This is a genomic window from Aminobacter niigataensis, assembly GCF_014200015.1.
GTDB classification, from domain to species: domain Bacteria; phylum Pseudomonadota; class Alphaproteobacteria; order Rhizobiales; family Rhizobiaceae; genus Aminobacter; species Aminobacter niigataensis.
This window is the reverse complement of record NZ_JACHOT010000005.1, coordinates 244,673-270,404: the sequence shown is the minus strand read 5'-3', so window position 1 is coordinate 270,404 and position 25,732 is coordinate 244,673. Positions and strand designations below refer to the sequence as shown.

Here is a 25,732-nt window from a genome sequence, read left to right as displayed (position 1 = left end):
TTGCCGCACCCTTGCGCCGTTAACGCTCCATCAAGGTTAATGCATCATTTTCGTCTCCAGTAGGGTGTGTTGCGTCCTGGAGAGTTTCTGTGCATCGACGAGTTGTGAAGGGGCGGTTTGCTGCTGCCCGCGAGGGGAGACGTTCGTTCCTGGCGCCCGCCATTGTCGGGCTCGGAATCTGGCTCGGCTTTCCCACCGTCGCCGCATACCAGGACATGACCAGCCTCGTTTCCGGCCTCGAAGGCCGGAACACGCGCTGGAGTTCCTATGTCGAGAAAGCTGCGGCCGGTTCGGTCCACGCAGCCGAAATGCCCTTCGTCGATGGCATCGTCACCGGCCCGATCTCCGGGTCGGGCGTCAAGATTGCCGGCGTCGGCACCGTCTCCTTCCGCGGCAAGAAATTCGGCGCGTCTGACTTTCCCGACGAGGACCGCGTCGTCCGCGTCGACAAGAAGGGCCGCATCATCAATGTCACGCGGGTTGCGCCGCCAAAGAATTTCACCGCAGGTTCGGTATTCGAACGCACCAGCTCATTGCTTCGCCCCGCACTCGACAGCAGCCTCAAGATGACCTTCGCCAAGCCCGACATCAGGGGCAAGGAAGTCGAGATCGCCGCGGCCTTCCACGCCAAGGAAACCAAGCGGCAGGCTTCCGGCGTGCCGGCGATGCTGGCGTCGCTGGTCAACAACGACAAACCGGACATCCTCGCCACCGCCTATGCACCGGCAGAGCCCGATTATGCCAAGGCTTCGCCTTTCGAGGCACTGCTGCGCGACGAGGACGAGGCGAGCGGCCGCTTCATTCCGCCGATGGGCAAGGGCGACCACCGCTGGCTGCAGAACCCGCTGCCGGCCAGCGTCTTCTCCAAGGCCGAGCAGACCTGCCTCGCCAACGGCATCTACTTCGAGGCGCGCGGCGAATCGGTGCGCGGCCAGGCGGCAGTCGCCCAGGTCATCCTCAACCGCGTGCGCAACCCTGCCTATCCCGGCAGCATCTGCGGCGTCGTCTATCAGAACGACGGCTGGTTCAATCGCTGCCAGTTCTCGTTCGCCTGCGACGGCATCAAGGACCGCGTCGCCAGCCCATCGCACTACAAGACCGCCCAGGATGTCGCCATGGCCGTCACCGCCGGCAAGATATTCATCCCGGAAGTCGGCTCGTCGACCCACTACTACGCCAACTACGTCAATCCGGGCTGGGCTCGCGGCATGAAGAAGATGACCAAGATCGGCCTGCATATCTTCTATCGCACCTATGGCGGCGGCTGGAGCTGACGTGTCCGTGCCGGGCTCGTGGAGTCGGGCCGGAAGGTGGATTGTTGCGGGATTCGGCCGCTGATCGCCGGACGGAGTCGCGGGCAGGATGTCGCACTTCGCCAACCCAATGATTTTCTTATATAAAATACTTGGTTAGATGGGCGCCCCCGTGGCTTGACGGGCAGGGGCCCTCTAACTATGTTGCCGGCGACTTTGAAGCGGACGAACGGATACGCTCGGACCGGGCGGGAGTTTGCGATGGCCAAGCCACCAGGGCCAGGCGAAACTGGAAACGACCGGCCTGAAAATCGAGCCGAAAACGACATTCGCGACGATGAACTCGAGCGCCGCCGGCGACAGCTTGAAGCAACACTTGCGACAAGACGCCAGGCCGAGCGCGACGGGGAAAAGAGTACAGGGTCGAGTGGCGTGACCGGCTACGGCCAGGCGCTCAAGCTGTCCAGCGAGTTCATCGCCGGGATCGCAGTGGGTGTCGGCATTGGCTGGATCATCGATCGGACGGCAGGCACGTCGCCCTGGGGGTTGATCGTGTTTTTGCTGCTCGGCTTCGGCGCCGGTGTGCTCAATGTCCTGCGTTCGGCGGGAATGGTTACAGAAGCCGGTGTCAGGTCTGCCGACAAGCAGTCGGACGGACCGGAAAAGAAATAGCGGCGCTGAAAGGCGCAATTTAGGCGAAGGGGGGCCAGCGTGGCCAACGATCCAATTCATCAGTTTCAGATCTCGAAATTGATTCCGATCGAGATCGGTGGCCTCGACTTCTCCTTCACCAATTCGGCTGCCTTCATGGTTGCCACCGTGGTCGCCGCAGGCGCCTTCCTGTTCCTGACGACGTCGAGCCGTGGCCTTGTGCCAAGCCGCATGCAGTCGGTTTCGGAGATGTCCTACGAGTTCGTCGCCTCCATGCTTCGAGACGCCGCGGGTTCGCAGGGCATGCGGTTCTTCCCGATGGTGTTTTCGCTGTTCATGTTCGTGCTCGTCGCCAACCTGATCGGCCTGTTCCCCTACTTCTTCACCGTCACCAGCCATCTCATCGTCACCTTCGCGCTGGCGCTGCTGGTCATCGGTACGGTCATTGTCTACGGCTTCATGAAGCACGGTTTCGGCTTCCTGAAGCTGTTCGTGCCGCAGGGCGTGCCGGGCATCCTGGTGCCGCTGGTCGTGCTGATCGAAGTGATCTCGTTCCTGTCGCGTCCGATCAGCCTGTCGGTTCGTCTGTTCGCCAACATGCTGGCCGGCCACATCACGCTCAAGGTTTTTGCCGGGTTCGTCACCTCGCTCAGCGCATTCGGCGCTGTCGGCGTCGTCGGCTCGATCCTGCCGCTGTTCATGACGGTCGCGATCACCGGCCTGGAAGTCCTGGTCGCGTTCCTGCAGGCCTACGTGTTTGCGGTTCTGACCTGCATGTATCTCAACGACGCCCTGCATCCGGGCCACTGAGCAAGAGTTCGTCGGCGGCTCGCCGCCGGTCGGGAAATCGCAACTAAGTTTCGATCCACAAGGAGTTGGACAATGGAAGTAGACGCAGCAAAGGCAATCGGCGCAGGCATCGCGACCCTCGGCATGGGTGGCGCGGGCATCGGCCTGGGCACCATTTTCGGTAGCTACCTGTCGGGCGCCCTGCGCAACCCGTCGGCAGCCGACGGCCAGTTCGGCCGCCTGATTTTCGGCTTCGCCGTGACCGAAGCTCTGGGCATCTTCTCGCTCCTCATCGCTCTGCTGCTCCTCTTCGCATAAGAGCAGCGCAGGCGAGTTGACCGGCCGCAAGTTGCGGCCGGTAGATGACAGGGGAAAGAGATGTTTGTCACGCCGGGTTATGCCGAGGAAGTCGCGCCTGCGGCTGGGGAAGCTCAAACCGATGCCGGTACTGCAGCGCACACGGAAACGGGTGCGGAGCATGGCGGCGGCGGGTTGTTTCCGCCTTTCGATTCGTCGACCTATCCGTCGCAGCTGTTGTGGCTCGCGATCACTTTCGGCCTGTTCTATCTTTTCCTGAAGAACGTCGTGCTGCCGCGTCTCGGCGGTATCCTCGAGGTGCGTCGCGATCGCATCGCCGGGGATCTCGACCAGGCTGCCCGGATGAAATCCGAGGCGGATGCGGCTGTTGCCGCATACGAGCAGGAGCTTGCCGAGGCGAAGGCCAGGGCAAACGCCATCGGCCAGGACGCACGCGACGCGGCCAAGGCGGAAGCCGAAGCCAAGCGCAAGGAAGTCGAAGCCGGGCTGGACCAGAAGCTCAGCGCTGCCGAGACCCGCATTGCTACCATCAAGGCCAACGCCATGAAGGAAGTGGGCTCCATTGCCGAGGACACCGCAGCTGCGATCGTCCAGGCTCTGGGCGCGGGCAAGGTCGACAAGGCCGACATCGCCGCCGCCGTCAAGGCAGCGGGCAAGTAGGAGAGAGGCCATGGACGCAACATTCTGGGCCACAGTCGCTCTCGTTATTTTTGTCGGGGTTGTCCTGTACCTGAAGGTGCCGGGCATGCTGTCGAAGTCGCTCGACGACCGCGCCGACCGCATTCGTGCCGAACTCGAAGATGCACGCAAGCTGCGCGAAGAAGCCCAGCAACTGCTCGCCGAGTATCAGCGCAAGCGCAAGGAAGCGGAGAAGGAAGCCTCCGAGATCGTCGAATCGGCGAAGCGTGAAGCAGGCCTTCTTGCTGAAGAAGCACACAAGAAGACCGAGGAATACGTTGCGCGCCGGACCGCGCTTGCCGAGCAGAAGATCGGCCAGGCGGAGCGCGAGGCGATCAACGAAGTCCGCGCCAATGCAGTCGACCTCGCGGTCGAAGCGGCCCGCCAGGTTCTGGCCGGCAAGGCTGACGCGAAGACCAATGCCGAGCTGTTCAAGGGTTCGGTTCAGGAACTGAAGGCCAAGCTCAACTAATTCGAGCGCGCCGAAAGCACTGAAGAAAGCCGCTGGAATTTCCGGCGGCTTTTTTGTTTTCAGGAAGCGCGTCCCTCAAAGGATAGACGCACAGTCGTTCGGGCTCTAATCCCTGAACGGTGCGAAGGATACGCGATGGATGCGCAGTGCCGCTCCATGCTCGACGATGGCTGCCCGATGGCGGGCAGTCGCATAGCCCATATGCACTTCGAAGCCATAGCGATTGTCGTTCGAGCCGCAGGCCGACATCATCCGGTCGCGCGTCACCTTGGCGACGATCGAGGCGGCGGCGATCGATTGTGAGCGCTGGTCGCCCTTGACCAAAGCGCGGCAGGTGCAGGCGAGGCCGGGCGGCACGTCGCGGCCGTCGGCGAGGGCCGATCTGGCGGTCACAGGCAATCCCGCCAGCGCGCGGCGCATCGCCTCCAGGCTGGCCTTGCGGATGTCGCTGCGGTCGATGCTGTCGGCCGAGACCGAGGCCACGGCGACGCCCAGCGCCTTGCGCAGGACCTCGTCGAACAATGCCTCGCGCTGGGCGGCGGTCAGCCGCTTGGAATCGTCGAGGCCGCCGGGGATGTTATCGGGATCGAGCACGACGGCTGCGGCTACCACGGGTCCGGCAAGCGGTCCGCGCCCGGCCTCGTCGAGGCCGGCGCATGGCCACAGGCCTCCCGAGATCGCTTTCGTTTCGAAGGCGAAGTCGGGTTTGTCGATGAACTCGAAGAGGGGCGGAGAATCGGAACGCGGGCGAGCCATAGTGCGGCGATGCTCGCATCGGCTCCGATTCTCCGCAAGACCTTCCCGGCCGATTGGGGCGGCGGCCTGGGAAGGCACCGTCGACTGGCCACGGGGAGAGGCCGGACGGGATCTCGTGCAGCGGGCCAGGCTGGCCCGCGCAATCGTCAGAGCAGCGTTAGCTGCAACTGATCCTTGGGCGCCGCTTCGAACAGGTCAGTCCTGAGCGGCGTCCGTACGGAGTTGAGGCCCAGGCGCTGGGCGGCGATCTCGAAGCGGCGGCCGATCTGCCATGCATAGGGGCCCTTGCCCTTCATGCGCTTGCCCCACTCGGAATCGTAGTCCTTGCCGTCGCGCATCGAGCGGACCAGCGACAGCACATGGCGGTAGCTGTCGGGGTAATGGCGCAGCAGCCAGTCCTTGAAGATAGGGCTGACCTCGAGCGGCAGGCGCAGGATGACGTAGCCGGCGCCGGTCGCACCGGCGGCCTTTGCGGAATCGAGGATGCGCTCGATCTCCTGGTCGGTGAGTCCGGGAATGATCGGTGCCACCATGACCGAGACAGGAACGCCGGCATCCGACAGTTGCCGGATCGCCTCAAGCCGCTTGGTCGGTGTTGCCGCACGCGGCTCCATCGTGCGGGCCAGCATGCGGTCGAGCGTGGTGATCGAAAGCGCCACCTTGGCCAGGCCTTTCTCGGCCATGCGGCCGAGGATGTCGATGTCTCTGACAACCATCGCCGACTTGGTGACGATGCCGACAGGGTGATTGCGCGCTTCCAGGACTTCGAGGACCTCGCGCATGATGCGCCAGTGCTTTTCGATCGGCTGATAGGGGTCGGTGTTGGTGCCGATGGCGATCGTGCGCGGCTGGTAGCCGTCCTTCGACAGCTCGCGGTCGAGCAGCCGCGCAGCATCGGGCTTGGCGAACAGCTTGGACTCGAAGTCGAGCCCGGCAGAGAGACCCATATAGCTGTGCGTCGGCCTGGCGAAGCAATAGACGCAGCCATGCTCGCAGCCGCGATAGGGATTGATCGAGCGGTCGAAGGAAATGTCGGGCGATTCGTTGCGCGTGATGATGGTGCGCGGCTTTTCGACCTGCACTTCGGTCTTGAACGGCGGCAGCTCCTCGATGGTGCTCCAGCCGTCGTCGAAGACCTGGCGGCTGACCGGCTCGTAGCGACCGGAAGGATTGACGCCGGCGCCGCGGCCGCGCCTGCGCTCGTGGTTGATGCGCAGGCCGCTTTCCTCGATCATGGCATTGGCCATCCCGGCTCCGCCGCCCTTGAAGGCAGCAATATCGGCACGCGCAATGGGTTCCATTTCACTGTCTCCCGAAGGGAAAGGCGCCGTCCGTCGATTCGTCCAGCATGAAACTATTCCTATTTCCGAAATGAGAACAAAGCAAGAACTTTGTCGGCCTGGCTGCAAAACTGGCGCTCCGGCCGGCTTTCGGATATGCGGCTTGGGATGTTGAGCGTTCTGATCGAAACCAAAGACGACGAGGAGGGGCTGGCGCGCACGCTGGCCTCGCTGGTCGGCGCCGCCGTAGAGGGCGTGGTGCGCGAGGTGATCGTCTGCGACCTCGGTTCGGCCGACCAGACGCACTATGTCGCCGAGCATGCCGGCTGCGCCTATTTGGCCAGCGGCGGCATCAAGGCCGGCATCGCGCAGGCCAGGAGCGACTGGCTGCTGCTGATCGAGCCCGGTGCCCGCTTGGCCGAAGGCTGGACCGAAGATGCGGTGCGCCACGTCGGCCGGCTGACGATGGCCGCGCGCTTCACGCGGTCAAGGTCAAGCAACCGGCCGTTCTGGGCGCGTGTGACCTCACGACCACGGGCGCTGGAGCAGGGGCTTATCATCACCAGGAAGCAGGCGGCGGTGCAGGCGCGCAACGGCGCCGATGCCGAAGGCATAGCGCGCGGGCTGGCGGTGAAGACGCTCGACGCGGAGATCGTGGTTGCCCAGAAGGGCAATGATTCCTCCCGCCGGTAGCCCGTGACGGCTGATCTGCGGAGTCGTATCTCCATTCAGCAGGTCTTTTCGCGCATCCCTCCCGTTTGGGAACTGTAGGCGATCCCCCGAAAAGGTAACGTTCCGAAGTTCTTGGGACTGGTGGGCTGTCTCATGTTTTTCAGTGACGTTGGCGGTGAGGCACAGCAGGCGCTGTGGAGGCTGTGCGTCGGTTGCTTTCATTGTGCGTATTGAAGATTGGCAGTGACCTATCGGTTTCAAACGAGAATGCGAAAAATAAGCCAATCTTGATTTCAAGGTGTGCCACCATGTCTTCGCAGTTTGGAAGGTTGGCAATTTTGACCTTGGCGGCCAGGCGGTATACTATGCGAGAAAGGCCGCCTCGAAATCTGCCGGAGAAGAAATCGGGCAATTTCCGTCTGTTGCTGCAGGCTTGTTACGCAAGCGCCAAGGCGTTGGTACGCAAGCCGCGGGTTGCAGACGCGGTGGGTTGCGTGTCCGGTGAGCGAAAAGGTCTTTCAGGACTTGCGCAAGGATCGGCTGGCGCATCCGACGATTGAACAAATGCTGCGTGTCGCTCCTTGGCGCAGGGGTTTCCTGTGCCGGGTCGACTATGCAGGCCTTCGCCGGAGGGGGCGGCGAAAGGCATGATGGCAAAGCGGAATCTGGATGGCTTCCTGGATCGTCTCTATGAGGCGGCGATCGATGCATCGTGCTGGCCCGCTGCGCTCGCCGAAGCGGTTGGCCTGTTTGAATCCCGCAGTGCGCAGATCGGTCACTTGAGCCTCGTCGACCAGCGGCTGTCGTTCGTCATCAGCCATGGCTACGACATCACCCCGGAACGGATCAGGAGCTATGAGGAACTGATGGGCGAGGACCCTCGTCTTGCTCCGTTTGTCGCGCGGCCCTTCGTACCCATGCACTGCCGCATGATCGTCAGCGACGAAGCTTTCCATGCGAGCCGCCTTTACCGGGAGGTGCTGGCGCCGGACGGCATCGAATACACCCTTGGCGTCAACCTGATCGAGGAAGAACAGTCGACGTCGTTTTTCATGATGCTGCGAGGCCCCGACAGGCCGCGGTTCGGCGAGGTGGAATGCGAGATCCTGCGCGAGTTGGTTCCGCATCTTCGGCGGGTCATCAAGCTGCATACGCGCTTCGCCGAAATCGATCTCGACCGGTTGGTGGCGCAAGAGGCGCTCGACAGGCTGCCGCTCGGTGTCGCTGTCGTCAGGGCGAATTCCAGAATTGTCTCGCTCAATCGCATCGCACGCGATCTTGCGATGGCCGGAGATGGATTCTCCATCTTCGCCGGCATGCTGGTGGCCGAACGCCACCCCGATACGCAACGCCTGCAGGCGGCGATTGCGACAGCGGCACGCGGCGATACCAGGCGGTCCCAGGCGCTTACCCTGCGACGGGACAAGGGGGAGCCGCTGCGGCTCCTCGTCTGTCCCTTGTCGGCCAATCGGGTCGGCCAGTCGATTGCCTTGCCCCCGAGCGATCTGGTCATGGTCTTCATCAGCGACCCCGAACAACTCGTCGATGCGCAGTCGGAGCAGCTGCAGCATATGTTTGGCCTGACACGGTCTGAAGCAAGGTTGCTCGAACTGCTGGTCGCTGGAGCTACGCTGAAGGTGGCGGCGGGCCGGCTGGACCTGACGCATGAAAGCGCGCGCCAGTATCTCAAGAGCATGTTCGTCAAGACTGGCTCGCACCGGCAAAGCGACCTGATCAGGAAGGTGCTGTCTTCGCCGGTATGGATGCAGCAATGATACCGAAAAGGTTCAGGCGGTCTTGATGCCGCCGCGCCTGAGATGCTCGTCGAGACGGGGCATGATCTCCACGAAATTGCACGGCATGTGGCGGTAGTCGAGCTGTGCCTTGAGGATGCCGTCCCAGGCGTCGCGGCAGGCGCCGGGCGAGCCCGGCAGCACGAAGACGAAGGTGGCGTTGAGCACGCCTCCCGTCGCGCGTGACTGGATCGTCGACGTGCCAATCTTGTCGTAGGAGATGCGGTGGAACACCTCCGAGAACCCGTCCATGCGCTTCTCGAAGATCGGCTCCAGCGCGTCGGGCGTGACGTCGCGGCCGGTGAAGCCGGTGCCGCCGGTGGTGATGATCACGTCGATCTCGGGATCGAGCGACCAGGCGGTGACGCGGTCGCGGATCTTGTCCTTGTCGTCGGTGACGATGTCGCGCGCCTTGAGCACGTGGCCGGCCTCGGTGATGCGGTCGGCCAGCGTCTGGCCCGACTTGTCATCGGCAAGCGTGCGGCTGTCGGAAACGGTGAGCACCGCGATGCGGACAGGGACGAAGGGGCGGGGTTCGCTTGCCATTCTTGGGCTCCTAGGTCCGTGTCATGGTGGCGGTGCTGAACCAGCCGGGGTGTTCGCTTGAGATCGCGGTGGCGGCACGCGAAGCGGCGGCGGCACTGTCGAAGATGCCGAAGCAGGTCGCGCCGGAGCCCGACATGCGGGCGAAGGCAGTACCCGAGCGGCGAAGTGCCGCCAGAACCTCGGCGATGGACGGTTCGATCGACATCGCAGCGCCTTCCAGGTCGTTGCGGGTCGCGCCGAGCCAGTCGAGAACCGTGTCGGCGCTGTCGAGCGGCGCAAGGGCGGGGTTGTCGCGCGAGGCGAGCGCGCGGAACACCTTGGGCGTCTCCACCGCGACGCCGGGATTGACCAGCACCATCGGCAGGGCCGGGAAGTGCCTGACGGGATCGAGCTCCTCGCCGATGCCCCGGGCGATCAGCGGGTGCCCGGCGATGCACATCGGCAGGTCGGCGCCGAGCGGCAGGGCGAGGCGGGCCAGTGCGGCGGCGTCGGCCGGGATGCGCCAGAGGCGGGTAAGCGCCCGCAACGTCGCTGCCGCATCGCTCGAACCGCCGCCGATGCCGGAGGCGACCGGCAGGTGCTTTTCGAGCGTGATCGAAACCGGCTGGGTCGCATGGGCGGGATAAGCCCCACGCAGGGCGTCGCGGGCGCGCAGCACGAGGTTGCCGGCATCGCGCGGAACGCTACCGGCGAAGGGACCGGCGACGAAGAAGCTGTCTTCGCCCGAGGCCGTCACGGTGATGCGGTCGCCGAATTCGGCGAACACGACGAGCGTTTCAAGCAGGTGGTAGCCGTCGGCGCGCCGGCCAGTGACATGCAGCGCGAGATTGATCTTGGCCGGGGCGAGTTCGGCGAGCGGAACGCTGTTGAAGGTCACGAGCCGGCTGTCATTCCTTCTCGAGCCGGTACTCGCCGGTCTCGGGATCCTTGACCAGCGTGCCCGAAGCGCCGGTCTGGCGCTGGCGCTCGTTGCGCCGCACCTTGGCCGTCACCCGCTCGGCCTCCCTGATGAAGGAGCGATAGCCGATATAGGCGACCACGCCGACAAGCGCGAAAAAGATGAGCTGAGGCATCGTCATTCTCCTCCCTTCGGATGCCGGCGTTTCCGGCCTGCCGGGATCATTCTCCGATGATAGTCCGCGGTTGCGGCTTTTTCAAAGGCCGAACCGGCTCCACAATGCGCGTTCTTCCGCCGCATCCACCAACCCGGAGGCGGCGGCGCCCACAGCATCGGGCGTCAAGCCTAGGACGGATGAGCCGAGGCCGAGCCGGCGGCCGAACAGGCCGCGCGGCGCGGTGATCAGCTTGAGTTCGGCCTTGGCGCCGTAGCGGTCCTTGAGCACGGTGCGCATGTCGCCGAGGGAATCGACGAGGCCGAGTTCGAGGCCCTTCTTGCCCGACCAGAACAGGCCGGTGAACATGTCAGGATCGTCCTTGAGCTTGCCGCGGCGACGGTCCTTGACCATGTCGATGAACGTCTCGTGCACTTCGAGCTGCAGCTTCTTCAGCCGCTCGATGTCCTCTGCCTTTTCCGGCTGGAACGGATCGAGCGTCGCCTTGTTCTCGCCCGCCGTATAGACGCGCCGCTCGACGCCGATCTTCTTGATCAGGTCGGTGAAGCCGAAGGAAGCGGAGACCACGCCGATCGATCCGACGATGGAGGAGGGATCGGCGATGATCTCGTCGCCGGCAATCGCAATCATGTAGCCGCCGGATGCGGCGACGTCCTCGACGAAAACCAGCACCTTCTTGTTCTTCTCGGCGGCAAGGTCGCGGATGCGCTTGTAGATCAGCCGCGACTGCACCGGCGAACCGCCGGGCGAGTTGATCGAGATGGCGACGACCGGCGCGCTGGAAATCGAAAATGCCTTTTCGATCAGTCCGGCTGTCGTTGCCAGCGAAAGTGTCTGTCGGAATTGGCCGCCGCCCGACATGATCGCGCCTTGCAGCCTGATGACGGGAATGACGACTTCGCCGCCACGCATCGATCTCGGCAGCAGTCGGCGGAACAGGTTCTTCACGGCTTGGTCTCTCCGGTCTGTGTCATGCGGGATGTATGTATTCTTGCGACATCCGCAATGTTTTCCCGTTGCTCAGTCGCCGAAAAGCGAAGATCGGCCGTTGCTTATATCGTCGGCGCGTTGCGAGAACCTGTCGTCCGCGTCGCGCAGCACCAATGGCGGGCAGAGGGCCAAGGGGGCCCGCGACGCCCGCACGGCGCGCACGATGACGCGTATCGCGGCGGCGTCGGCGCGTGGATGGACCGGCACGATCTCGACCTTGCCGAAGCGACCGTCCAGGGCCGTGAGGATGGGGGCCAACTGTTCCGGCCGCGCGATGATGGCCAGCCCGCCGCGCGGCTTGACCACGGCGGCAGCACTCCGGATCCAGTTCTCGAACAATCCGTCTTCCATGACATGCGCCTGTCGCTTCAGCGCATCCGGTGTCGGCCTGTGGTGGGGCGGATTGAAGGGCGGGTTCATGATGACGAAGTCGAGCGAGCCGTCTGCAAGCCCGGCCCTGGCCCGTGCGTTGCCCGACAGCCCCACGTCGGCGACGAGCACCGAGGCGCGTCCGCTCAGTTGCGTGTTGCCGGGATGGGCAAGCGTAGCACAGGCAAAGGCTGCCATTTCGGAGGTGATCTCGACCAGCAGCACCTCTGCCTGCTTGCAGCGCGAAGCGGCGGCAAGACCGGCAGCACCGGCGCCGGCGCCGAAATCGGCGAGCCGGCCGGCAAATGAGCCCGGTACGGCGGCGGCCAGCATCAACGCATCCATGCCGGCGCGGTGGCCGTTGTCCTTGGGCTGGACCAGCCAGAAGTCGCCGCGATGGAAGGCGTCCACCGTATGCGGCGGCAGGTCCACCTCCCGGGCTGGCGACGGTTCGGCTGTCACTTCTGGCGGATTTCGTTCTCGATGCCGGCGTCGATCAGCAACTGGCGCGCCTCGTCGGCGTCGTCCTCGTCGATCATGATGCGGCGTGGCAGGATGCCGATAGAACCGTCGAGCACGCTCATGTTCTGGTCGGCGACGAAGCAGCCGATGCCGGCATCGCGCAGCAGCGATTCCACGAAGGAGATGATGACGGCGTCGTTGGTGCGGATGAGTTCGATCATGTCGGAGAAATTCGCAGTTTGAGGCGGCGAAGTAAACGCTGCGTGTTGCACCGCGCCAATTCGCCACTTGCGGGTAGAGTGCATGCCGCCTTAGAATCGCCTAAGAGCTACGCGCGCGACCACGCGCCTGTGTAATTTGGGAGTGTTGGCCTTGGGTGTCGTTCTCAACATCGAGAAGGGAAAGCGGGACGCTGCGTCGATCAAGGATTTGATCGACCTGACTTCGGCCGACATGGCCAGGGTCAACGAGCTGATCCTTTCCAAGGCCGGCTCCGATGTCGAGATGATCCCGGAAGTCGCCAACCATCTCATCTCTTCCGGCGGCAAGCGCCTGAGGCCGATGCTGACCTTGGCCGCCGCCCAGATGTTCGGCTATTCCGGCGAAAATCACGTCAGGCTCGCCACGTCGGTCGAGTTCATGCACACTGCAACGCTGCTGCATGACGACGTCGTCGACGAGAGCGACCTGCGTCGCGGCAAGAAGACTGCGCGTACCATCTGGGGCAACCAGGCGAGCGTGCTCGTCGGCGACTTCCTGCTCGGCCAGGCGTTCCGCATGATGGTCGAGGTCGGTTCGCTCGAGGCACTCGACATCCTGTCCTCGGCCGCATCGATCATCGCCGAGGGCGAGGTCATGCAGCTTGCCGCGGCCAAGAACCTCGAAACCACCGAGGACGAGCATTTCGCCGTCATCAAGGCAAAGACCGCGGCGCTGTTTTCTGCGGCCGCCGAAGTCGGCCCGGTCATCGCCGGCGCCTCGAAAAACGACAAGGCGGCACTGCGCTCCTATGGCATGAATCTTGGCCTTGCCTTCCAGCTCATCGACGATGCGCTGGATTATGGCGGTTCGAGCAAGGACCTCGGCAAGAATGTCGGCGACGACTTCCGCGAGGGCAAGGTCACGTTGCCGGTCATCCTGAGCTATCGCCGGGGCACCGCTGCCGAACGTGCTTTCTGGAAGAGCGCGATCGAGGACGGCGCCACCGACGACGCGGCGCTGGAGAAGGCCGTCGGCCTGATGGTGCGGCACGGGGCAATCGCCGACACGATCGGACGCGCCAGCCATTTCGGCGAGATTGCCCGCGACGCGCTGGCTCCGCTCGAGCAGACGCCGCAGAAGGCGGCACTGCTCGACGTCATCGATTTCTGCATAAGCCGCGTCGTCTGAGGCCGCAGACGGCCTTGCGCCCGGCGCCGGACTCGTGAAAACCTTGAGCCGGTTGTCGGATTGTGAAGCAGGTGCGGATTGATGCGCGACCCCAAAAAGGCCATGCTTGGCGCAGACAAGCGGTTGCGACCCGGCTTCCGGGTGTCATGACGACCGTGGGACCTCACTAGGAAGGACTTTCATGCGGCAGCGACGCGCGATCTGGCTGTTGGGCCTTGCGGCTCTGGCGGGTTTTACCGCCCTGACCCAGCCCGGATATGCCAAACAGCTCACCGAGCCGGTTGAGATCAGCTCGTTTTCCGGAGCTTATCTGGCGGCACGTACCGCCGAAGCCGACGACGATCTGGACAGCGCCATTGCCTATTACAAGCGCGCCCTGGCCTTCGATCCCGAGGATACCGCCCTGCAGCAGAGCGTGATGCTGGCGCTGATCGCGCAAGGCCGCTTCGATGAATCGCTGCCCTATGCCCAGATGCTGAAGACGGTGCCCGACGTCGAGCGCTTCTCGCGCCTGGCGCTGGCTGTCGATACCTTCCGCAAGAAGGATTACGAAGCCGCCCAGAACTGGCTCAAGCTGGCACTCGAATCCGACCTCGACCGCCTGATCACCGGTGTGATGACCGGCTGGGCCAAGCAGGGCGAAGGCAAGGCCGGTGATGGGCTGCAGTTCCTCGACAAGCTCGAGGGACCCGAATGGTACGACCTGTTCAAGACTTACCATCGCGCGCTGATCGCCGAGGCTGCCGGCCAGAAGGACAAGGCCGGCGAGATCTACAAGGCGGCAATCGACAACCTTGGTGCCGGCAGCGCAGCTCCCGAAACCTGGATGCGTGCCGCCGAGGCCTATGCCGGCTTCCTGGCGCGCGGCGGCAAGAAGGCCGAGGCGCTGGCGATCCTCGACCGTGCCGATGAATTTGCGCCGGGCAAACTGCCGATCTCGTCCTTGCGCGAAAAGATCACCAAGGGCGAGAAGATTGCGCCGCTGGTCTCCGGCCCGAATGACGGTGCCGCCGAAATCCTGCTCAATCTGTCGACCGCGCTCAACCGCGGCGGCGGCGAGCCGTTCGTCAGGCTCTATCTGCAATACGCGCTGGCGCTGAAGCCGGAGAGCGACGAGCTGCTGGTGCAACTCGCGGCGATTGCCGAACAGCAGCAGGATGGCGAGCAGGCGATCGCACTCTATCGCCGCGTGCCGGCAAGTTCGCCGCTCAAGCGGCTGTCGGAACTGCAGCTCGGCCTCAACCTTGCCGACCTGAAGCGCCACGACGAGGCGATCAAGCACCTCAAGGCGCTGGTCGACGCCAATCCCGACGACATGCGCGGCTATCTCGCGCTCGGCGGCGTTTATGCCGCGACCGACAACTATCGGGCTGCAGCCGATACCTACGACAAGGCGGTAGGCGTGCTGAAGGCGCCGACCAACGCCAACTGGAACGTCTTCTACCAGCGTGGCATCGCCTATGAGCGGCTCAAGGAATGGCCGAAGGCCGAGCCGAATTTCCGCGAGGCGCTGAAGCTGTTCCCCAACCAGCCGCAGGTGCTCAATTATCTCGGCTATTCGTGGGTCGACATGAACATCAATCTCGAGGAAGGCCTCGGGATGATCAAGCAGGCCGCCGATCTGCGCCCGAGCGACGGCTACATCATCGATTCGCTCGGCTGGGCCTATTATCGTCTTGGCCGCTTCGACGATGCCGTGCGCGAACTGGAGCGCGCCGTTTCGCTCAAGCCCGACGATGCGGTTTTGAACGACCACCTTGGCGATGCCTACTGGCGCGCCGGGCGCAGGCTCGAAGCAACCTTCCAGTGGAGCCATGCGCGCGACATGAAGCCGGAGCCGAATGTTCTGGCCGACGTCGAACAGAAACTGGCGAAAGGCATGCCGCCGCTGCCGGAAAAGCCCACGGCACTCGAAGCCCCGGCAAAGCCACCATTGGTCAAGCCGGCAGCCCCGGCGACGGACAGCCAGAAGAAGAGCGAGCTTGAAACGCCGGCGCCAGAGCCTGTGATCGAGGCCATTCCCGCCGCCTACAAGGTGCAGCGCGGCCAGTCGCTGTGGTCGATCGCCAACGAGGTGCTGGGCAACGGCGACCGCTATCGCGAACTGCTCGATCTCAATCCCGAACTGCGCGGCGATCCGGCCCGGCTGGCGCCCGGTCAGGAACTGCGTCTGCCGGGCAATTGACCGGCAGCGAAGGCGGCGGCTGAGTGCCGCTGCTTGACCCATATCTTCGGGCGGAATAGGACGGGGCCTCTCTGGCCCCGTTTTGCTGCGGGGCGCCAATGATCGAGCGTTGCCCGTGACCAACACCATGCCTGCCCACATGCACCCCAGCCGCTCGTTCCAGGGGCTGATCCTGACGCTGCACAATTTCTGGGCCGCGCAGGGCTGCATCATCCTGCAGCCATACGACATGGAAGTGGGCGCCGGTACCTTCCATCCGGCGACGACCTTGCGTGCGCTCGGTCCCCGGCGCTGGAACGCGGCTTACGTGCAGCCGTCGCGCCGTCCCAAGGACGGCCGCTATGGCGAGAACCCCAACCGGCTGCAGCATTACTACCAGTATCAGGTGATCCTGAAGCCGAACCCGTCCAACCTGCAGGAACTCTATCTCGGCTCGTTGAAGGCGATCGGCATCGACCCGCTGGTGCATGACATCCGCTTCGTCGAGGACGATTGGGAAAGCCCGACGCTGGGCGCCTGGGGCCTTGGCTGGGAGTGCTGGTGCGACGGCATGGAAGTGTCGCAGTTCACCTACTTCCAGCAGGTCTGCGGCATCGAATGCGCGCCCGTGGCCGGCGAGCTGACCTATGGCCTCGAGCGCCTGGCGATGTATGTGCAGGGCGTCGACAACGTCTACGACCTCAATTTCAACGGCCTCGAGGGCGACGAGAAGGTCACCTATGGCGAGGTCTTCCTGCAGGCCGAGCAGGAATATTCCCGGCACAATTTCGAGCACGCCAACACGGCGATGCTCCTCAGGCATTTCGAAGATGCCGAGGCCGAGTGCAAGGCGCTGCTGGCTGCAGGCGCACCCGCCGAAGGCGGCAATCTAGCCCAGCACAAGATGGTGTTCCCGGCCTACGACCAGTGCATCAAGGCGAGCCACGTCTTCAACCTGCTCGACGCGCGCGGCGTGATCTCGGTCACCGAGCGCCAGAGCTACATCCTGCGCGTCCGCAACCTGTCCAAGGCGTGCGGCGAGGCCTTCCTGCTGACGGAAGCGGGTGGCCTGGCGGCGTGATAGGTTTTACCTCCCCCTTGATGGGGGAGGTCGCCGCGAAGCGGCGGGTGGGGGTGATGAGGAGGAGGGCTCGATGCCCAAACTCGATCGTTTCCGACTGGAGTCAGCGCGCCGCCTTCGCTCGGCAATGACCGACGAGGAGCGAATTTTATGGAAGCATATTTGGCGGATTCCCGTTGAAGGAACACATTTCCGCAGGCAAGCTTCCTTAGGCATCTATTTCCCTGACTTCATCTCGCATCGGCTGAAGTTGATCATTGAGATCGACGGCGCTCATCATGGTTTTGATGATCAAAGACGGCATGATCAGACGCGGACCCTATGGCTACAGAGCCAAGGATATCGGGTCATTCGCTTTTGGAATCACGAAGTGAAACAGGAACTGGAAGCAGTTCTGGACACCATCTTTGCGGTCGTCGACGAGCGTCGCAGAGACTTGGCTATCGACGCTCCCTGACTGGAAAGACACCCCAACCCCGACGCTACGCGTCGACCCTCCCCATCGAGGGGAGGGTAAAGCTCTCCATCGTCTGCAGCGCCTTGCGCACGCCCGGCATCCTGAATTCGGTCGGTGCCGCCACATGCATGGCGAGCAGGGCGCTGAGGCTGAGGATCTGGAGCAGGGCGGAGGCTGTTTTCATTGTCGTTCGGCCAATAGGTGTCTGTCTGAGCGTGGGTCGCTCCAGCGCAGCATTCGGTTCATGGAAATCTTCATCCCAAGGACGATTCGATCGGCCGCGGCCCGACAGCCGCATGGAATTTTGCTCGACGCGCACTGGAGGTGACAGCGGGCAGCTGAGTTGCTATGCCGCGCGGACCATTTCCCGCGTGAGCCCGTCCGATGCCCGATCTGCTTTTAGAGTTGCGTTCCGAAGAAATCCCCGCGCGCATGCAGCGCAAGGCGGCGGGCGATCTCAGGAAAATGCTGACCGACGGTCTGGTCGAGGCCGGGCTGACCTATGAGGCGGCGCGCGAATACTGGACGCCGCGCCGGCTGACGCTCGACATCAGGGGGCTGACGGCTCGCTCCAAGGACATTCGCGAGGAACGCAAGGGCCCGAGCACCAAGGCGCCGGAAGCGGCGATCCAGGGCTTCCTGCGCAGCGCCGGCCTCGCCTCGATCTCCGAGGCCCATGTCCACAGCGATCCCAAGAAGGGTGATTTCTACGTCGCCCACATCTCCAAGCCGGGCCGTTCGGCCGAGGAAATCATCGCCGAGCTGATGCCGGCGATCGTCAAGAGCTTCCCCTGGCCGAAGTCGATGCGCTGGGGCCCGGCCTCGGCCAAGCCGGGCAGCCTGCGCTGGGTGCGTCCGCTGCAGTCGATCGTCTGCACCTTTGGTCCCGAGACCGAGGAGCCAGTCGTCATCGACTTCGAGGTCGACGGCATCCGTTCGGGCAACGTCACCTACGGCCACCGTTTCCACGCGCCCGAGGCGATCACCGTACGCCGCTTTGATGATTATGCCGCCAAGCTGGAGGCCGCCAAGGTCGTCATCGACGCCGACCGCCGCAAGGAGATGATCGTCGCCGACGCGCGCAACCTGGCCTTTGCCAGCGGGCTCGAACTGGTCGAGGACGAGGGGCTTCTGGAAGAGGTTTCGGGGCTGGTCGAATGGCCGGTCGTGCTGATGGGCACCTTCGAGGATGCCTTCCTGGAGATTCCGGCCGAGGTGATCCGGCTGACCATCCGTGCCAACCAGAAGTGCTTCGTCACGCGACCGCAGGGCCAGGAGGATGCGCTCTCCAACCATTTCATCCTGACCTCGAACATCGAGGCCAAGGACGGCGGCAAGGAGATCGCCCACGGCAACGGCAAGGTGGTGCGCGCGCGCTTGTCGGACGCGCTCTATTTTTGGAACACCGACCAGGGCGACCTGCCCGACCTCGGCACGCTGAAGTCGTCGGCGGAAGCCTTCGGGCTCGACCTCAGGAAGCCGCTCGACCAGCGCATGGCCCGCCTCGACCATCTCGGCGTGACCTTCCACGCCAAGCTCGGCACGCAAGGCGCGCGCGTCCAGCGCATCCGCGGGCTGGCCCGCGCCATTGCGCCGCTGGTCGGTGCCGAACCGAAGCTGGCCGACCGTGCGGCCGTGCTCGCCAAGGCTGACCTGCAGACCGAGGTCGTCGGCGAGTTCCCCGAACTGCAGGGTGCCATGGGCCGCAAATATGCGCTGCTGCAGGGCGAAAGCCCGTCGGTCGCTGCCGCTCTCGAAGAACACTACAAGCCGCAGGGCCCTTCCGACCGCGTGCCGGCAGATCCGGTTTCGGTGTCGGTGGCGCTCGCCGACAAGCTCGACACGCTGGTCGGCTTCTGGACCATCGATGAGAAGCCGACGGGTTCGAAGGACCCCTATGCGCTTCGTCGCGCCGCCCTCGGTATCGTCAGGATCATCCTGTCGGCGCGTGGCAGCCTGCCGCTGCAGGGGCTGTTCGATGCAGCACTCGGGCAGCTCGAGGAGGCCTCCGTCCAGCGCCGGCTGGCGGCGTTCGAAGCCTCGCAGGCGGCGATCGACAGCGGCGACGTCGATGGCGAGCAGGACGTCGACAATGCGCTTGCCGCCTACGAGGCCGAGCTGCGAAAGGAAGTCATCGCAGGTTCTGGCGCGCTCAAGGCCGACCTGCTGGCGTTCTTCCATGACCGTCTCAAGGTCTACCTGCGCGAGCTCGGCGCCCGCCACGACCTGATCGACGCGGTGATCACGCCCGAGGCCGACGACCTGTTGACCATCACCCGCCGGGTCGAGGCGCTGGGTCAGTTCCTCGACACCGAGGACGGCAAGAACCTGCTTGCCGGCACCAAGCGCGCGGCGAACATCCTGGCTGCCGAGGAGAAGAAGGGCACGGCCGTAGCCGCCGCCGTCGACCCCGGCCTGTTCCGCGAGGAAGCCGAGAAGGCGCTGTTCGCGCCGATGAATCAGGCCATCAGCGAAGCCGGCCAAGCCATACGGAATGAAGACTTTTCCGGCGCCATGCGCGCGCTGAGCGTGCTGCGTGAACCGGTTGATTCATTCTTCGAGAAGGTTCTGGTCAATGACGAGGATCTGTCCGTGCGGGCAAATCGCCTGGCGCTGCTCGCCCGCATCCGTGCGGCGACCGACCAGGTTGCCGATTTCTCCAAGATCGCAGGCTGAGGCGGGGCGGCGCAGGGCCGCCCTCGCATATTGCTAGTCGAGCAGGCGGACCCTGACGCTCTCGCGGTAGACCTCGACCTCGATCAGCGGATCGCCGTGCAAGATGGCGCTGCGGGTCGAATTGCTCATCGCGCCTGGCCGGTTCAACAACTGCTCGAAGCGAGCGCGCTTGGCATTGGTCGTGAACCAGCCGTCGATGTCGTCTTCCTCGTCGGTCTGGATGTGCCGGTGGACGTTGGCGCGATCCTGCCGCACGACCTGGGCTGCGCTGTCGAGCGCATAGCCGTCACTGGCCTGGTGATCCCGTTCCGAGATGCGTGCGACATAGGTGCCGAGCAACTGGTCGGCCTGCGCGGCGCTTGCACCGAGGAAGAGTGCGGCGGCGAGCCCTACCGACGTCAAACGAATTGCCTTCATGGATCAACCCCTTGTCCAAATCTGCGTATGTGCCGTTCGCGCGGCATCGAACGCTGCGCGAACCTGCACATCGACTGGAAGGCGGTCAAGCCAGTCTACTGTGTTTCGACCGGCACTGCTGGATCGACTGCTGCGTGGTCAGACGACGCCGGCAGGGCAGGCTGGCCGCTGGCGGCCTGCTGGGCAGGCGCGGCGGCATCTGCCGAGGCCGGCGCAGCCGATGCCGGTTCCGGCGATGCGCTGCCGACCTCGCCGCCGCGTATGACCATCATTTCGGGGGCCAGTTCGGGGCTGGAGCTCTTGGCGTCGACTGCGGCAACCTTGCCGGTATCGATGCCTGGCATGCCGATCGCGACGATTGCGCCGGATGTCGACTTCGGTACTTCGACGGTGATCGACGACGGGCTGGCCGCGTCGTCTTTGACGACGACGATCGATGACGCATGGGCCGACCCGGAAGCGACGATGCCGGCAACAAGAAACGCAGCAAACAGGCGCATTTAGCCCTCAGTTTTGAATCAACCTTTGAGGGCAATGTAGCTGGCCGGCGGTTGCAGCCGGCTTGCGAAGATGCCCTGCATTTTAGGCAATGGCTAAATTTGTGGGTCTCGGTCTTGTCGCCCAGCCGGATGCGGGCTAGGGACCGGGGCATTCAACTGGAATGCTATGACGTGGCGGAATTGATCGCAGCGGACAAGGCGATGGACGCGGCACTGGCCCTGCTCCGCGCAGGCGAAGTTGTCGCCATCCCGACCGAGACCGTCTATGGCCTTGCCGGCGACGCCACCAATGGCGAGGCGGTCGCCCGCATCTTCGAGGCCAAGGGCCGCCCGCGTTTCAATCCCCTGATCGCTCATGTCGCCGACATGGCCATGGCCGAGCGCATCGGCGTCTTCGATCCGCTGTCGCGGAGGCTGGCGGAAAAATTCTGGCCCGGCCCGCTGACGCTGGTCGTGCCGCTGCGTGCTGGATCAGGCATTCATCCATTGGTCACGGCCGGTCTCGACACGATTGCACTGCGCATGCCCAAGGGATTTGGCGGCACGCTGATCGCAAGGCTCGGGAGGCCGCTGGCGGCACCCAGTGCCAACACGTCGGGCAAGATCAGTTCGACCAGCGGCGAGGCGGTGGCGAGCGACCTTGGTGGCCGTATTCCGCTTGTCGTCGATGGTGGCGCCACGCCGGTCGGGCTCGAGTCGACGATCGTCAAGGTCGAGGACGGCAAGGTGCGCCTGCTGCGCCCGGGCGGAGTTGCCGCCAGCGAGATCGAAGCGGTAGCCGGCGCGCCTTTGCTGCGCGGTGCCACCGCCGGCATCGAAGCGCCGGGCATGCTCGCCTCGCACTATGCGCCGGGTGCCGTGATGCGGCTCAACGCAGGTATCGTCGGGGCAGGCGAGGCGCTGCTCGGCTTCGGGCCGAGGCGTGCCGAAGGCTGGCAGCAGGCGCGGGCCTTCTTGAACCTCTCCGAGAGCGGCGACCTGCGCGAAGCGGCGACGAACCTCTTCGCGCACCTTCAGGCGCTCGACCGCAGCGGTGCCGGAATGATTGCCGTCGAGCCGGTGCCATCGGAAGAGCTCGGCGAAGCGATCAACGACCGGCTGGCGCGTGCGGCAGCACCCCGTGACAATCCCCACGTCTGAATTTAGCTTCACGAGATGACGCAAAACCTTCCCGGCCTCGATCCCGCGCTCGCCGAGCGCTTTGCTGCCATCGTAGGTGAGCGCTACGCCGTTCGCGCCGAGGCCGACATCGAGCCCTATGTGCATGAGCCACGTGGGCTGTTCACCGGCGCAACCACGCTGGTGCTGCGCCCGGGCAGCGTCGAGGAGGTGAGCGCGATCATGAAGCTCGCTTCGGAGACGCGCACGCCGATTGTGCCGCAGGGCGGCAACACCGGGCTTGTCGGCGGTCAGGTTCCCGACCGTTCAGGTGGCCAGGTCGTGCTGTCGCTGTCGCGGCTCAACCGGATCAGGGAGATCGACCCCGTTTCCAACACCGTCATCGCCGAAGCCGGCGTCGTGCTCGACACGTTGCACAAGGCGGCCGACGAGGTCGGTCGGCTCTATCCGCTGTCGCTGGCGTCGCAAGGGTCCTGCCAGATCGGCGGCAACCTGTCGTCCAACGCCGGCGGTACAGGCGTCGTGGCCTATGGCAATGCCCGCGAACTCTGCCTCGGCGTCGAGGTGGTGCTGCCCACCGGCGAGGTGCTGGACGATCTGCGCAAGCTCAAGAAGGACAATACCGGCTACGACCTGAAGAACCTGTTCGTCGGCGCGGAAGGCACGCTCGGCATCATCACCGCCGCCGTGCTGAAGCTCTTCCCGAAGCCGAAGGGCCGCGAAGTCGCCTGGGTCGGCCTGCCGTCGGCCGAGGCGGCTTTGGCGCTGTTCAACATCGCGCAGGACCTTGGCGGAGGGGCGCTTACCGCTTTCGAGCTCATCGGCCGGACGCCCATGAGCTTCGCCATGCGCCACATCCCCGATGCCCGGCCGCCGCTCATGGACGATTGGCCCTGGGAAGTGCTGATGGAAATCTCGTCGGGCCGTTCGGCCGAGGATGCGCGCACGCTGATCGAGGATATCCTGTCTGCCGGTTTCGAGGCCGACCAGGTCGACGATGCGGTGATTGCAGCGAGCGTGGGCCAGGCGAACGAGTTCTGGCGCCTGCGCGAGATGCTGCCTGAATCGCAGAAGCCGGAAGGCGCCTCGATCAAGCACGACATATCGGTGCCCATCGCCAGTATTCCGGCTTTCATCGAGCAGGCGGCAGTGGCTGTTGCCGGAGTGTGTGCCGAGGCGCGGGTGGTCTGCTTCGGCCATATGGGCGACGGCAATCTGCACTACAACATCTCGCAGCCGGTGGGCACGGAAGCTGCGGCGTTCCTCGCCCTGTACCGCGACATGAACAAGGCCGTTCACGACGTGGTCCGCAGCATGAATGGCTCGATCTCCGCCGAGCACGGCATAGGCCAGCTTAAGCGCGACGAGCTGATTGCCACAGCACCTCCGCACGCCATCGAGCTGATGCGCAGGGTCAAGTCGGCGTTCGATCCTGCCGGGATCATGAACCCCGGCAAGACGATTTGAACGTCTCTGGTGGCATTCCGATAACCATCGCCGCGATCAGCAAAATTTAACCGAATTTCTTAAGCGGGGCGGTAAGGCGACCCCGCTAGTGTCCTTCCCAACGAGACCGGGAAAACTGGTCCGGAGAGACCGGAAACCGGCTCTCAGGAGATAACAGGAAGGCACAATATGAACACCGGACTGAAGCCAGTCTGGGCGGGACGCAACATGCGCCTCGACCCGTTCCGCTTGCCGCAGATGGTCAGCTACGCCACGCGTGACGACCTTGGCGACGTCACCTTCACCATCGACCACCGCGGCGCCGTCATCCGCCGGGTATTGGCGCAGAGCGGGCTCCCCGCCATCATCGCACTGCCGGCCCGCGCCTTTCGCGGTGTCGCTGCGCGTGCCATGGAGGACGAGAACCTCAACGTCACGGTGACGCTCGAACTGCTGCACAACGATCCGATGCTGTCGGTGCCGCTGCTGGTTGCCCACGATCTCGACGACGTTGCCGCCGACTGGCGCGCCTGGGCCGACTTCTACAGCCTGCCGATGCTGCTGATCGAGGCGGACGGCATTGCCCGCACGCTCGAGGAGTCGCTCGGTGCGGCGATCAAGACCATGCCGGCACAGGATCGTCGCAAGGGCCGCGTGTCGCGCATGCGCCGGCCGCGCTTCCTCGCCCGCCGCAAGTCTGGCAATCTCGGCGTGCGCCTCGTCATCGACGGCGAGGAGATCATCGCCCGGGCGTGATCAGATCAGCGGCTTCAGCGCCACCCAGGCGCCGCCGCAAAGCAAGCCGATGAAGATGATCCATCCGACCTGGCCGTTCGACCTGAACAGTCGGAGGCACTGGTCGGGATCGTCGATATCGAGCGACGTGATCTGCCGCGCCATGTGGATGCCGGCGGCAACCAGTCCTGCCAGCGCCGGCATCGGCACCTGCGCGATGGCAAAAGCCGTCGCAAACAGCATCAGCGCCCCGGCGTACAAGCCGACCAGCCACGATTTGGTGTTTTCGCCGAAGAAACGTGCCGTCGACTTCACGCCGACGAGCGCGTCGTCTTCCTTGTCCTGGTGGGCGTAGATCGTGTCGTAGCCGATCACCCACATGACCGATCCGAAATAGAGCAGCACGGCCGGGGCGTCGAGGTCGCCGAACTCGGCCGCCCAGCCCATCAGCGCGCCCCACGAGAAGGCGAGGCCCAGAACGAACTGCGGCCAGTTGGTGATGCGCTTCATGAACGGGTAGATCGCCACGATCGCCAGCGACGAGATGCCGAGCAGGATGGCGAAGCTGTTGAACTGCAACAGCACGACAAGCCCGACCAGCGCCTGGAGCACTAGGAATGTCCAGGCCTGCCTGCGCGTGACCTGGCCGGAGGGCAGGGGGCGCGACCGGGTGCGCTCGACCTGCGCGTCGATGCCTTCGTCGACGATGTCGTTGTAGGTGCAGCCGGCGCCGCGCATGGCGACGGCGCCGACGAGAAACAGAAAGAGGAACCAGGGCGATGGCAGCAGCGACATCAGGCTGTCGCCGGGGCGGGCAAAGGCGCTTGCCGCCATCGCCGCCGACCACCAGCACGGCCAGAGCAACAGCACCCAGCCGATCGGCCGGTCCCAGCGCGCGAGCTGCGCGTAGGGCCACAGGCCGCGCGGCAAGGCGCGGTAAACCCAATGTCCGCTGGGGGCGTCGGCGACCCGGCCCTGGCCGGCTTTCGATTGGATCTGTTCCATGTGACGGGAGTGCCAGCGAGGCGGGCGGGCGTCAAGCGGCTCCGGCTTGAAGCGGGTGAGATGTACGTATATATGTACAGTGAGAACTTAGGAGGCTGCCGTGGCCTATGTCACGCTTACAGAACTTCGCGCCAACATGGCCAAGCATTTCGACAAGGTCGAGGAAGACCGGACCGAACTGATTGTCACGCGACAGAATCATGAACCTGTGGTGGTTCTTCCTCTTTCCGAGTGGGAGGGCATGAAGGAGACGCTGTATCTCCTCAGCAATCCGGTAAACGCTGAAAGATTGCTGAAGTCCATCGAGGACGCCAATGCCGGCAAGCTCGAAGAGCATGAACTGATCGAGCCGTGAAGGTTCTCTGGACTGCCAAAGGCTGGGAGGACTATCTTTACTGGCAGGAGACGGACGCCAAGATTTTGGTGCGGATCAACGAATTGATCCGGGATGCGCGACGTAGCCCGTTCGCTGGCATCGGCAAGCCAGAACCTTTGCGCAACGAAATGTCCGGATGGTGGTCCAGGCGCGTCAATCACGAGCACCGGTTAGTTTATCGGGTGATCGGAACCGGAGAAAACCAGGCGCTTGAAATAGTCGCTTGCCGTTTTCACTATCACCGATAGGCGCGGGGCGCTTGACC

General features: G+C 64.3%; 30 protein-coding genes. 18 read left to right on the top strand and 12 right to left on the bottom strand.

What is annotated here, in order from left to right; all coding sequences use genetic code 11:
• Positions 1-89: 89 nt before the first annotated feature.
• The 6 genes from GGQ99_RS18670 (at position 90) to GGQ99_RS18645 (ending at position 4,161) form a co-directional block, all read left to right on the top strand.
• Entirely contained in the window at positions 90-1,274 is a 1,185-nt protein-coding gene (locus tag GGQ99_RS18670) for a cell wall hydrolase (RefSeq protein ID WP_183263673.1), read from the top strand.
• A 240-nt stretch (positions 1,275-1,514) separates the two neighbouring features.
• Positions 1,515-1,925 carry an AtpZ/AtpI family protein gene (locus GGQ99_RS18665; protein WP_183263672.1) on the top strand — a complete coding sequence of 137 codons (411 nt, stop codon included), beginning with the start codon at positions 1,515-1,517 and terminating at the stop codon, positions 1,923-1,925.
• Positions 1,926-1,964: 39 nt separating this feature from the next.
• The gene (locus tag GGQ99_RS18660; protein ID WP_108608997.1) at positions 1,965-2,714 is read left to right on the top strand and encodes a F0F1 ATP synthase subunit A; all 750 of its coding nucleotides are present in this window, start codon (positions 1,965-1,967) and stop codon (positions 2,712-2,714) included.
• A gap of 72 nt (positions 2,715-2,786) precedes the next feature.
• Positions 2,787-3,011, top strand: coding sequence for a F0F1 ATP synthase subunit C (locus tag GGQ99_RS18655; RefSeq protein WP_055978221.1), 225 nt, complete (start codon positions 2,787-2,789; stop codon positions 3,009-3,011).
• Between the two features lie 60 nt (positions 3,012-3,071).
• Complete coding sequence (locus GGQ99_RS18650; protein ID WP_108608996.1) at positions 3,072-3,671, top strand: F0F1 ATP synthase subunit B; 600 nt, start codon at positions 3,072-3,074, stop codon at positions 3,669-3,671.
• A 10-nt stretch (positions 3,672-3,681) separates the two neighbouring features.
• A complete protein-coding gene (locus GGQ99_RS18645) occupies positions 3,682-4,161 on the top strand; it encodes a F0F1 ATP synthase subunit B (protein WP_055978225.1) in 480 nt (159 codons plus the stop codon).
• A gap of 105 nt (positions 4,162-4,266) precedes the next feature.
• Here GGQ99_RS18645 and GGQ99_RS18640 read toward each other — a convergent pair whose 3' ends face one another.
• Positions 4,267-4,917, bottom strand: a complete 651-nt coding sequence (locus GGQ99_RS18640; RefSeq protein ID WP_183263671.1) for a ribonuclease HII — start codon at positions 4,915-4,917, stop codon at positions 4,267-4,269.
• A gap of 146 nt (positions 4,918-5,063) precedes the next feature.
• Positions 5,064-6,218: a PA0069 family radical SAM protein gene (locus tag GGQ99_RS18635; protein WP_183263670.1), complete on the bottom strand. Its 1,155-nt coding sequence runs from the start codon at positions 6,216-6,218 to the stop codon at positions 5,064-5,066.
• Between the two features lie 147 nt (positions 6,219-6,365).
• On the opposite strand from GGQ99_RS18635, the gene GGQ99_RS18630 reads away from it, so the two are divergent.
• Together GGQ99_RS18630 and GGQ99_RS18625 are read left to right on the top strand one after the other, a co-directional pair.
• The gene (locus GGQ99_RS18630; protein WP_183263669.1) at positions 6,366-6,890 is read left to right on the top strand and encodes a glycosyltransferase family protein; all 525 of its coding nucleotides are present in this window, start codon (positions 6,366-6,368) and stop codon (positions 6,888-6,890) included.
• A 626-nt stretch (positions 6,891-7,516) separates the two neighbouring features.
• Complete coding sequence (locus GGQ99_RS18625) at positions 7,517-8,644, top strand: helix-turn-helix transcriptional regulator (RefSeq protein WP_183263668.1); 1,128 nt, start codon at positions 7,517-7,519, stop codon at positions 8,642-8,644.
• A gap of 12 nt (positions 8,645-8,656) precedes the next feature.
• Here the strand turns inward: GGQ99_RS18625 and moaB are convergent, their stop codons facing one another.
• The 6 genes from moaB to GGQ99_RS18595 form a co-directional block, all read right to left on the bottom strand.
• The gene (gene moaB, locus GGQ99_RS18620) at positions 8,657-9,208 is read right to left on the bottom strand and encodes a molybdenum cofactor biosynthesis protein B (RefSeq protein ID WP_183263667.1); all 552 of its coding nucleotides are present in this window, start codon (positions 9,206-9,208) and stop codon (positions 8,657-8,659) included.
• 10 nt (positions 9,209-9,218) lie between these two features.
• The gene (locus tag GGQ99_RS18615; RefSeq protein ID WP_108608991.1) at positions 9,219-10,085 is read right to left on the bottom strand and encodes a 4-(cytidine 5'-diphospho)-2-C-methyl-D-erythritol kinase; all 867 of its coding nucleotides are present in this window, start codon (positions 10,083-10,085) and stop codon (positions 9,219-9,221) included.
• A 10-nt stretch (positions 10,086-10,095) separates the two neighbouring features.
• The gene (locus GGQ99_RS18610; protein ID WP_108608990.1) at positions 10,096-10,281 is read right to left on the bottom strand and encodes an NfeD family protein; all 186 of its coding nucleotides are present in this window, start codon (positions 10,279-10,281) and stop codon (positions 10,096-10,098) included.
• 81 nt (positions 10,282-10,362) lie between these two features.
• Positions 10,363-11,229 carry a S49 family peptidase gene (locus GGQ99_RS18605; protein WP_183263666.1) on the bottom strand — a complete coding sequence of 289 codons (867 nt, stop codon included), beginning with the start codon at positions 11,227-11,229 and terminating at the stop codon, positions 10,363-10,365.
• Between the two features lie 72 nt (positions 11,230-11,301).
• Positions 11,302-12,102 (bottom strand): tRNA1(Val) (adenine(37)-N6)-methyltransferase, encoded by an 801-nt coding sequence (locus tag GGQ99_RS18600; RefSeq protein WP_343061757.1) that lies wholly within the window; start codon positions 12,100-12,102, stop codon positions 11,302-11,304.
• Positions 12,099-12,323: a putative signal transducing protein gene (locus tag GGQ99_RS18595; protein WP_108608987.1), complete on the bottom strand. Its 225-nt coding sequence runs from the start codon at positions 12,321-12,323 to the stop codon at positions 12,099-12,101. Before GGQ99_RS18595 ends, GGQ99_RS18600 begins: the two co-directional genes overlap by 4 nt.
• Before the next feature lie 151 nt (positions 12,324-12,474).
• Here GGQ99_RS18595 and GGQ99_RS18590 point away from each other — a divergent pair, with 151 nt between their 5' ends.
• From GGQ99_RS18590 to GGQ99_RS18575, 4 genes are all read left to right on the top strand, one after another.
• Entirely contained in the window at positions 12,475-13,491 is a 1,017-nt protein-coding gene (locus GGQ99_RS18590; RefSeq protein ID WP_183263665.1) for a polyprenyl synthetase family protein, read from the top strand.
• Positions 13,492-13,672: 181 nt separating this feature from the next.
• Positions 13,673-15,676 (top strand): tetratricopeptide repeat protein, encoded by a 2,004-nt coding sequence (locus GGQ99_RS18585; protein ID WP_183263664.1) that lies wholly within the window; start codon positions 13,673-13,675, stop codon positions 15,674-15,676.
• Between the two features lie 115 nt (positions 15,677-15,791).
• Positions 15,792-16,736 carry a glycine--tRNA ligase subunit alpha gene (locus GGQ99_RS18580; RefSeq protein ID WP_108608984.1) on the top strand — a complete coding sequence of 315 codons (945 nt, stop codon included), beginning with the start codon at positions 15,792-15,794 and terminating at the stop codon, positions 16,734-16,736.
• 73 nt (positions 16,737-16,809) lie between these two features.
• Positions 16,810-17,193, top strand: coding sequence for an endonuclease domain-containing protein (locus tag GGQ99_RS18575; RefSeq protein WP_183263663.1), 384 nt, complete (start codon positions 16,810-16,812; stop codon positions 17,191-17,193).
• Between the two features lie 25 nt (positions 17,194-17,218).
• Here GGQ99_RS18575 and GGQ99_RS18570 read toward each other — a convergent pair whose 3' ends face one another.
• Positions 17,219-17,377, bottom strand: coding sequence for a hypothetical protein (locus GGQ99_RS18570; protein WP_183263662.1), 159 nt, complete (start codon positions 17,375-17,377; stop codon positions 17,219-17,221).
• Between the two features lie 200 nt (positions 17,378-17,577).
• Between GGQ99_RS18570 and glyS the strand changes: the two genes are divergently transcribed.
• Positions 17,578-19,869, top strand: a complete 2,292-nt coding sequence (gene glyS / locus GGQ99_RS18565) for a glycine--tRNA ligase subunit beta (protein WP_183263661.1) — start codon at positions 17,578-17,580, stop codon at positions 19,867-19,869.
• A 33-nt stretch (positions 19,870-19,902) separates the two neighbouring features.
• On the opposite strand, the gene GGQ99_RS18560 is transcribed toward glyS, so the two are convergent.
• Both GGQ99_RS18560 and GGQ99_RS18555 read right to left on the bottom strand, forming a co-directional pair.
• A complete protein-coding gene (locus tag GGQ99_RS18560) occupies positions 19,903-20,286 on the bottom strand; it encodes a hypothetical protein (RefSeq protein WP_108608982.1) in 384 nt (127 codons plus the stop codon).
• Between the two features lie 95 nt (positions 20,287-20,381).
• A complete protein-coding gene (locus tag GGQ99_RS18555) occupies positions 20,382-20,786 on the bottom strand; it encodes a hypothetical protein (RefSeq protein ID WP_108608981.1) in 405 nt (134 codons plus the stop codon).
• 201 nt (positions 20,787-20,987) lie between these two features.
• On the opposite strand from GGQ99_RS18555, the gene GGQ99_RS18550 reads away from it, so the two are divergent.
• The 3 genes from GGQ99_RS18550 to GGQ99_RS18540 all read left to right on the top strand — a co-directional run bounded on the left by GGQ99_RS18550 (position 20,988) and on the right by GGQ99_RS18540 (position 24,107).
• The gene (locus GGQ99_RS18550) at positions 20,988-21,926 is read left to right on the top strand and encodes an L-threonylcarbamoyladenylate synthase (RefSeq protein WP_183263765.1); all 939 of its coding nucleotides are present in this window, start codon (positions 20,988-20,990) and stop codon (positions 21,924-21,926) included.
• 15 nt (positions 21,927-21,941) lie between these two features.
• Positions 21,942-23,372 (top strand): FAD-binding oxidoreductase, encoded by a 1,431-nt coding sequence (locus tag GGQ99_RS18545; protein ID WP_183263660.1) that lies wholly within the window; start codon positions 21,942-21,944, stop codon positions 23,370-23,372.
• 168 nt (positions 23,373-23,540) lie between these two features.
• A complete protein-coding gene (locus tag GGQ99_RS18540; protein WP_183263659.1) occupies positions 23,541-24,107 on the top strand; it encodes a DUF6101 family protein in 567 nt (188 codons plus the stop codon).
• Here GGQ99_RS18540 and ubiA read toward each other — a convergent pair whose 3' ends face one another.
• Complete coding sequence (gene ubiA / locus GGQ99_RS18535; protein WP_183263658.1) at positions 24,108-25,091, bottom strand: 4-hydroxybenzoate octaprenyltransferase; 984 nt, start codon at positions 25,089-25,091, stop codon at positions 24,108-24,110.
• Between the two features lie 100 nt (positions 25,092-25,191).
• Here ubiA and GGQ99_RS18530 point away from each other — a divergent pair, with 100 nt between their 5' ends.
• Positions 25,192-25,446 (top strand): type II toxin-antitoxin system prevent-host-death family antitoxin, encoded by a 255-nt coding sequence (locus GGQ99_RS18530; protein WP_183263657.1) that lies wholly within the window; start codon positions 25,192-25,194, stop codon positions 25,444-25,446.
• Positions 25,443-25,715, top strand: a complete 273-nt coding sequence (locus GGQ99_RS18525) for a Txe/YoeB family addiction module toxin (RefSeq protein ID WP_183263656.1) — start codon at positions 25,443-25,445, stop codon at positions 25,713-25,715. Before GGQ99_RS18530 ends, GGQ99_RS18525 begins: the two co-directional genes overlap by 4 nt.
• Positions 25,716-25,732: the final 17 nt, after the last annotated feature.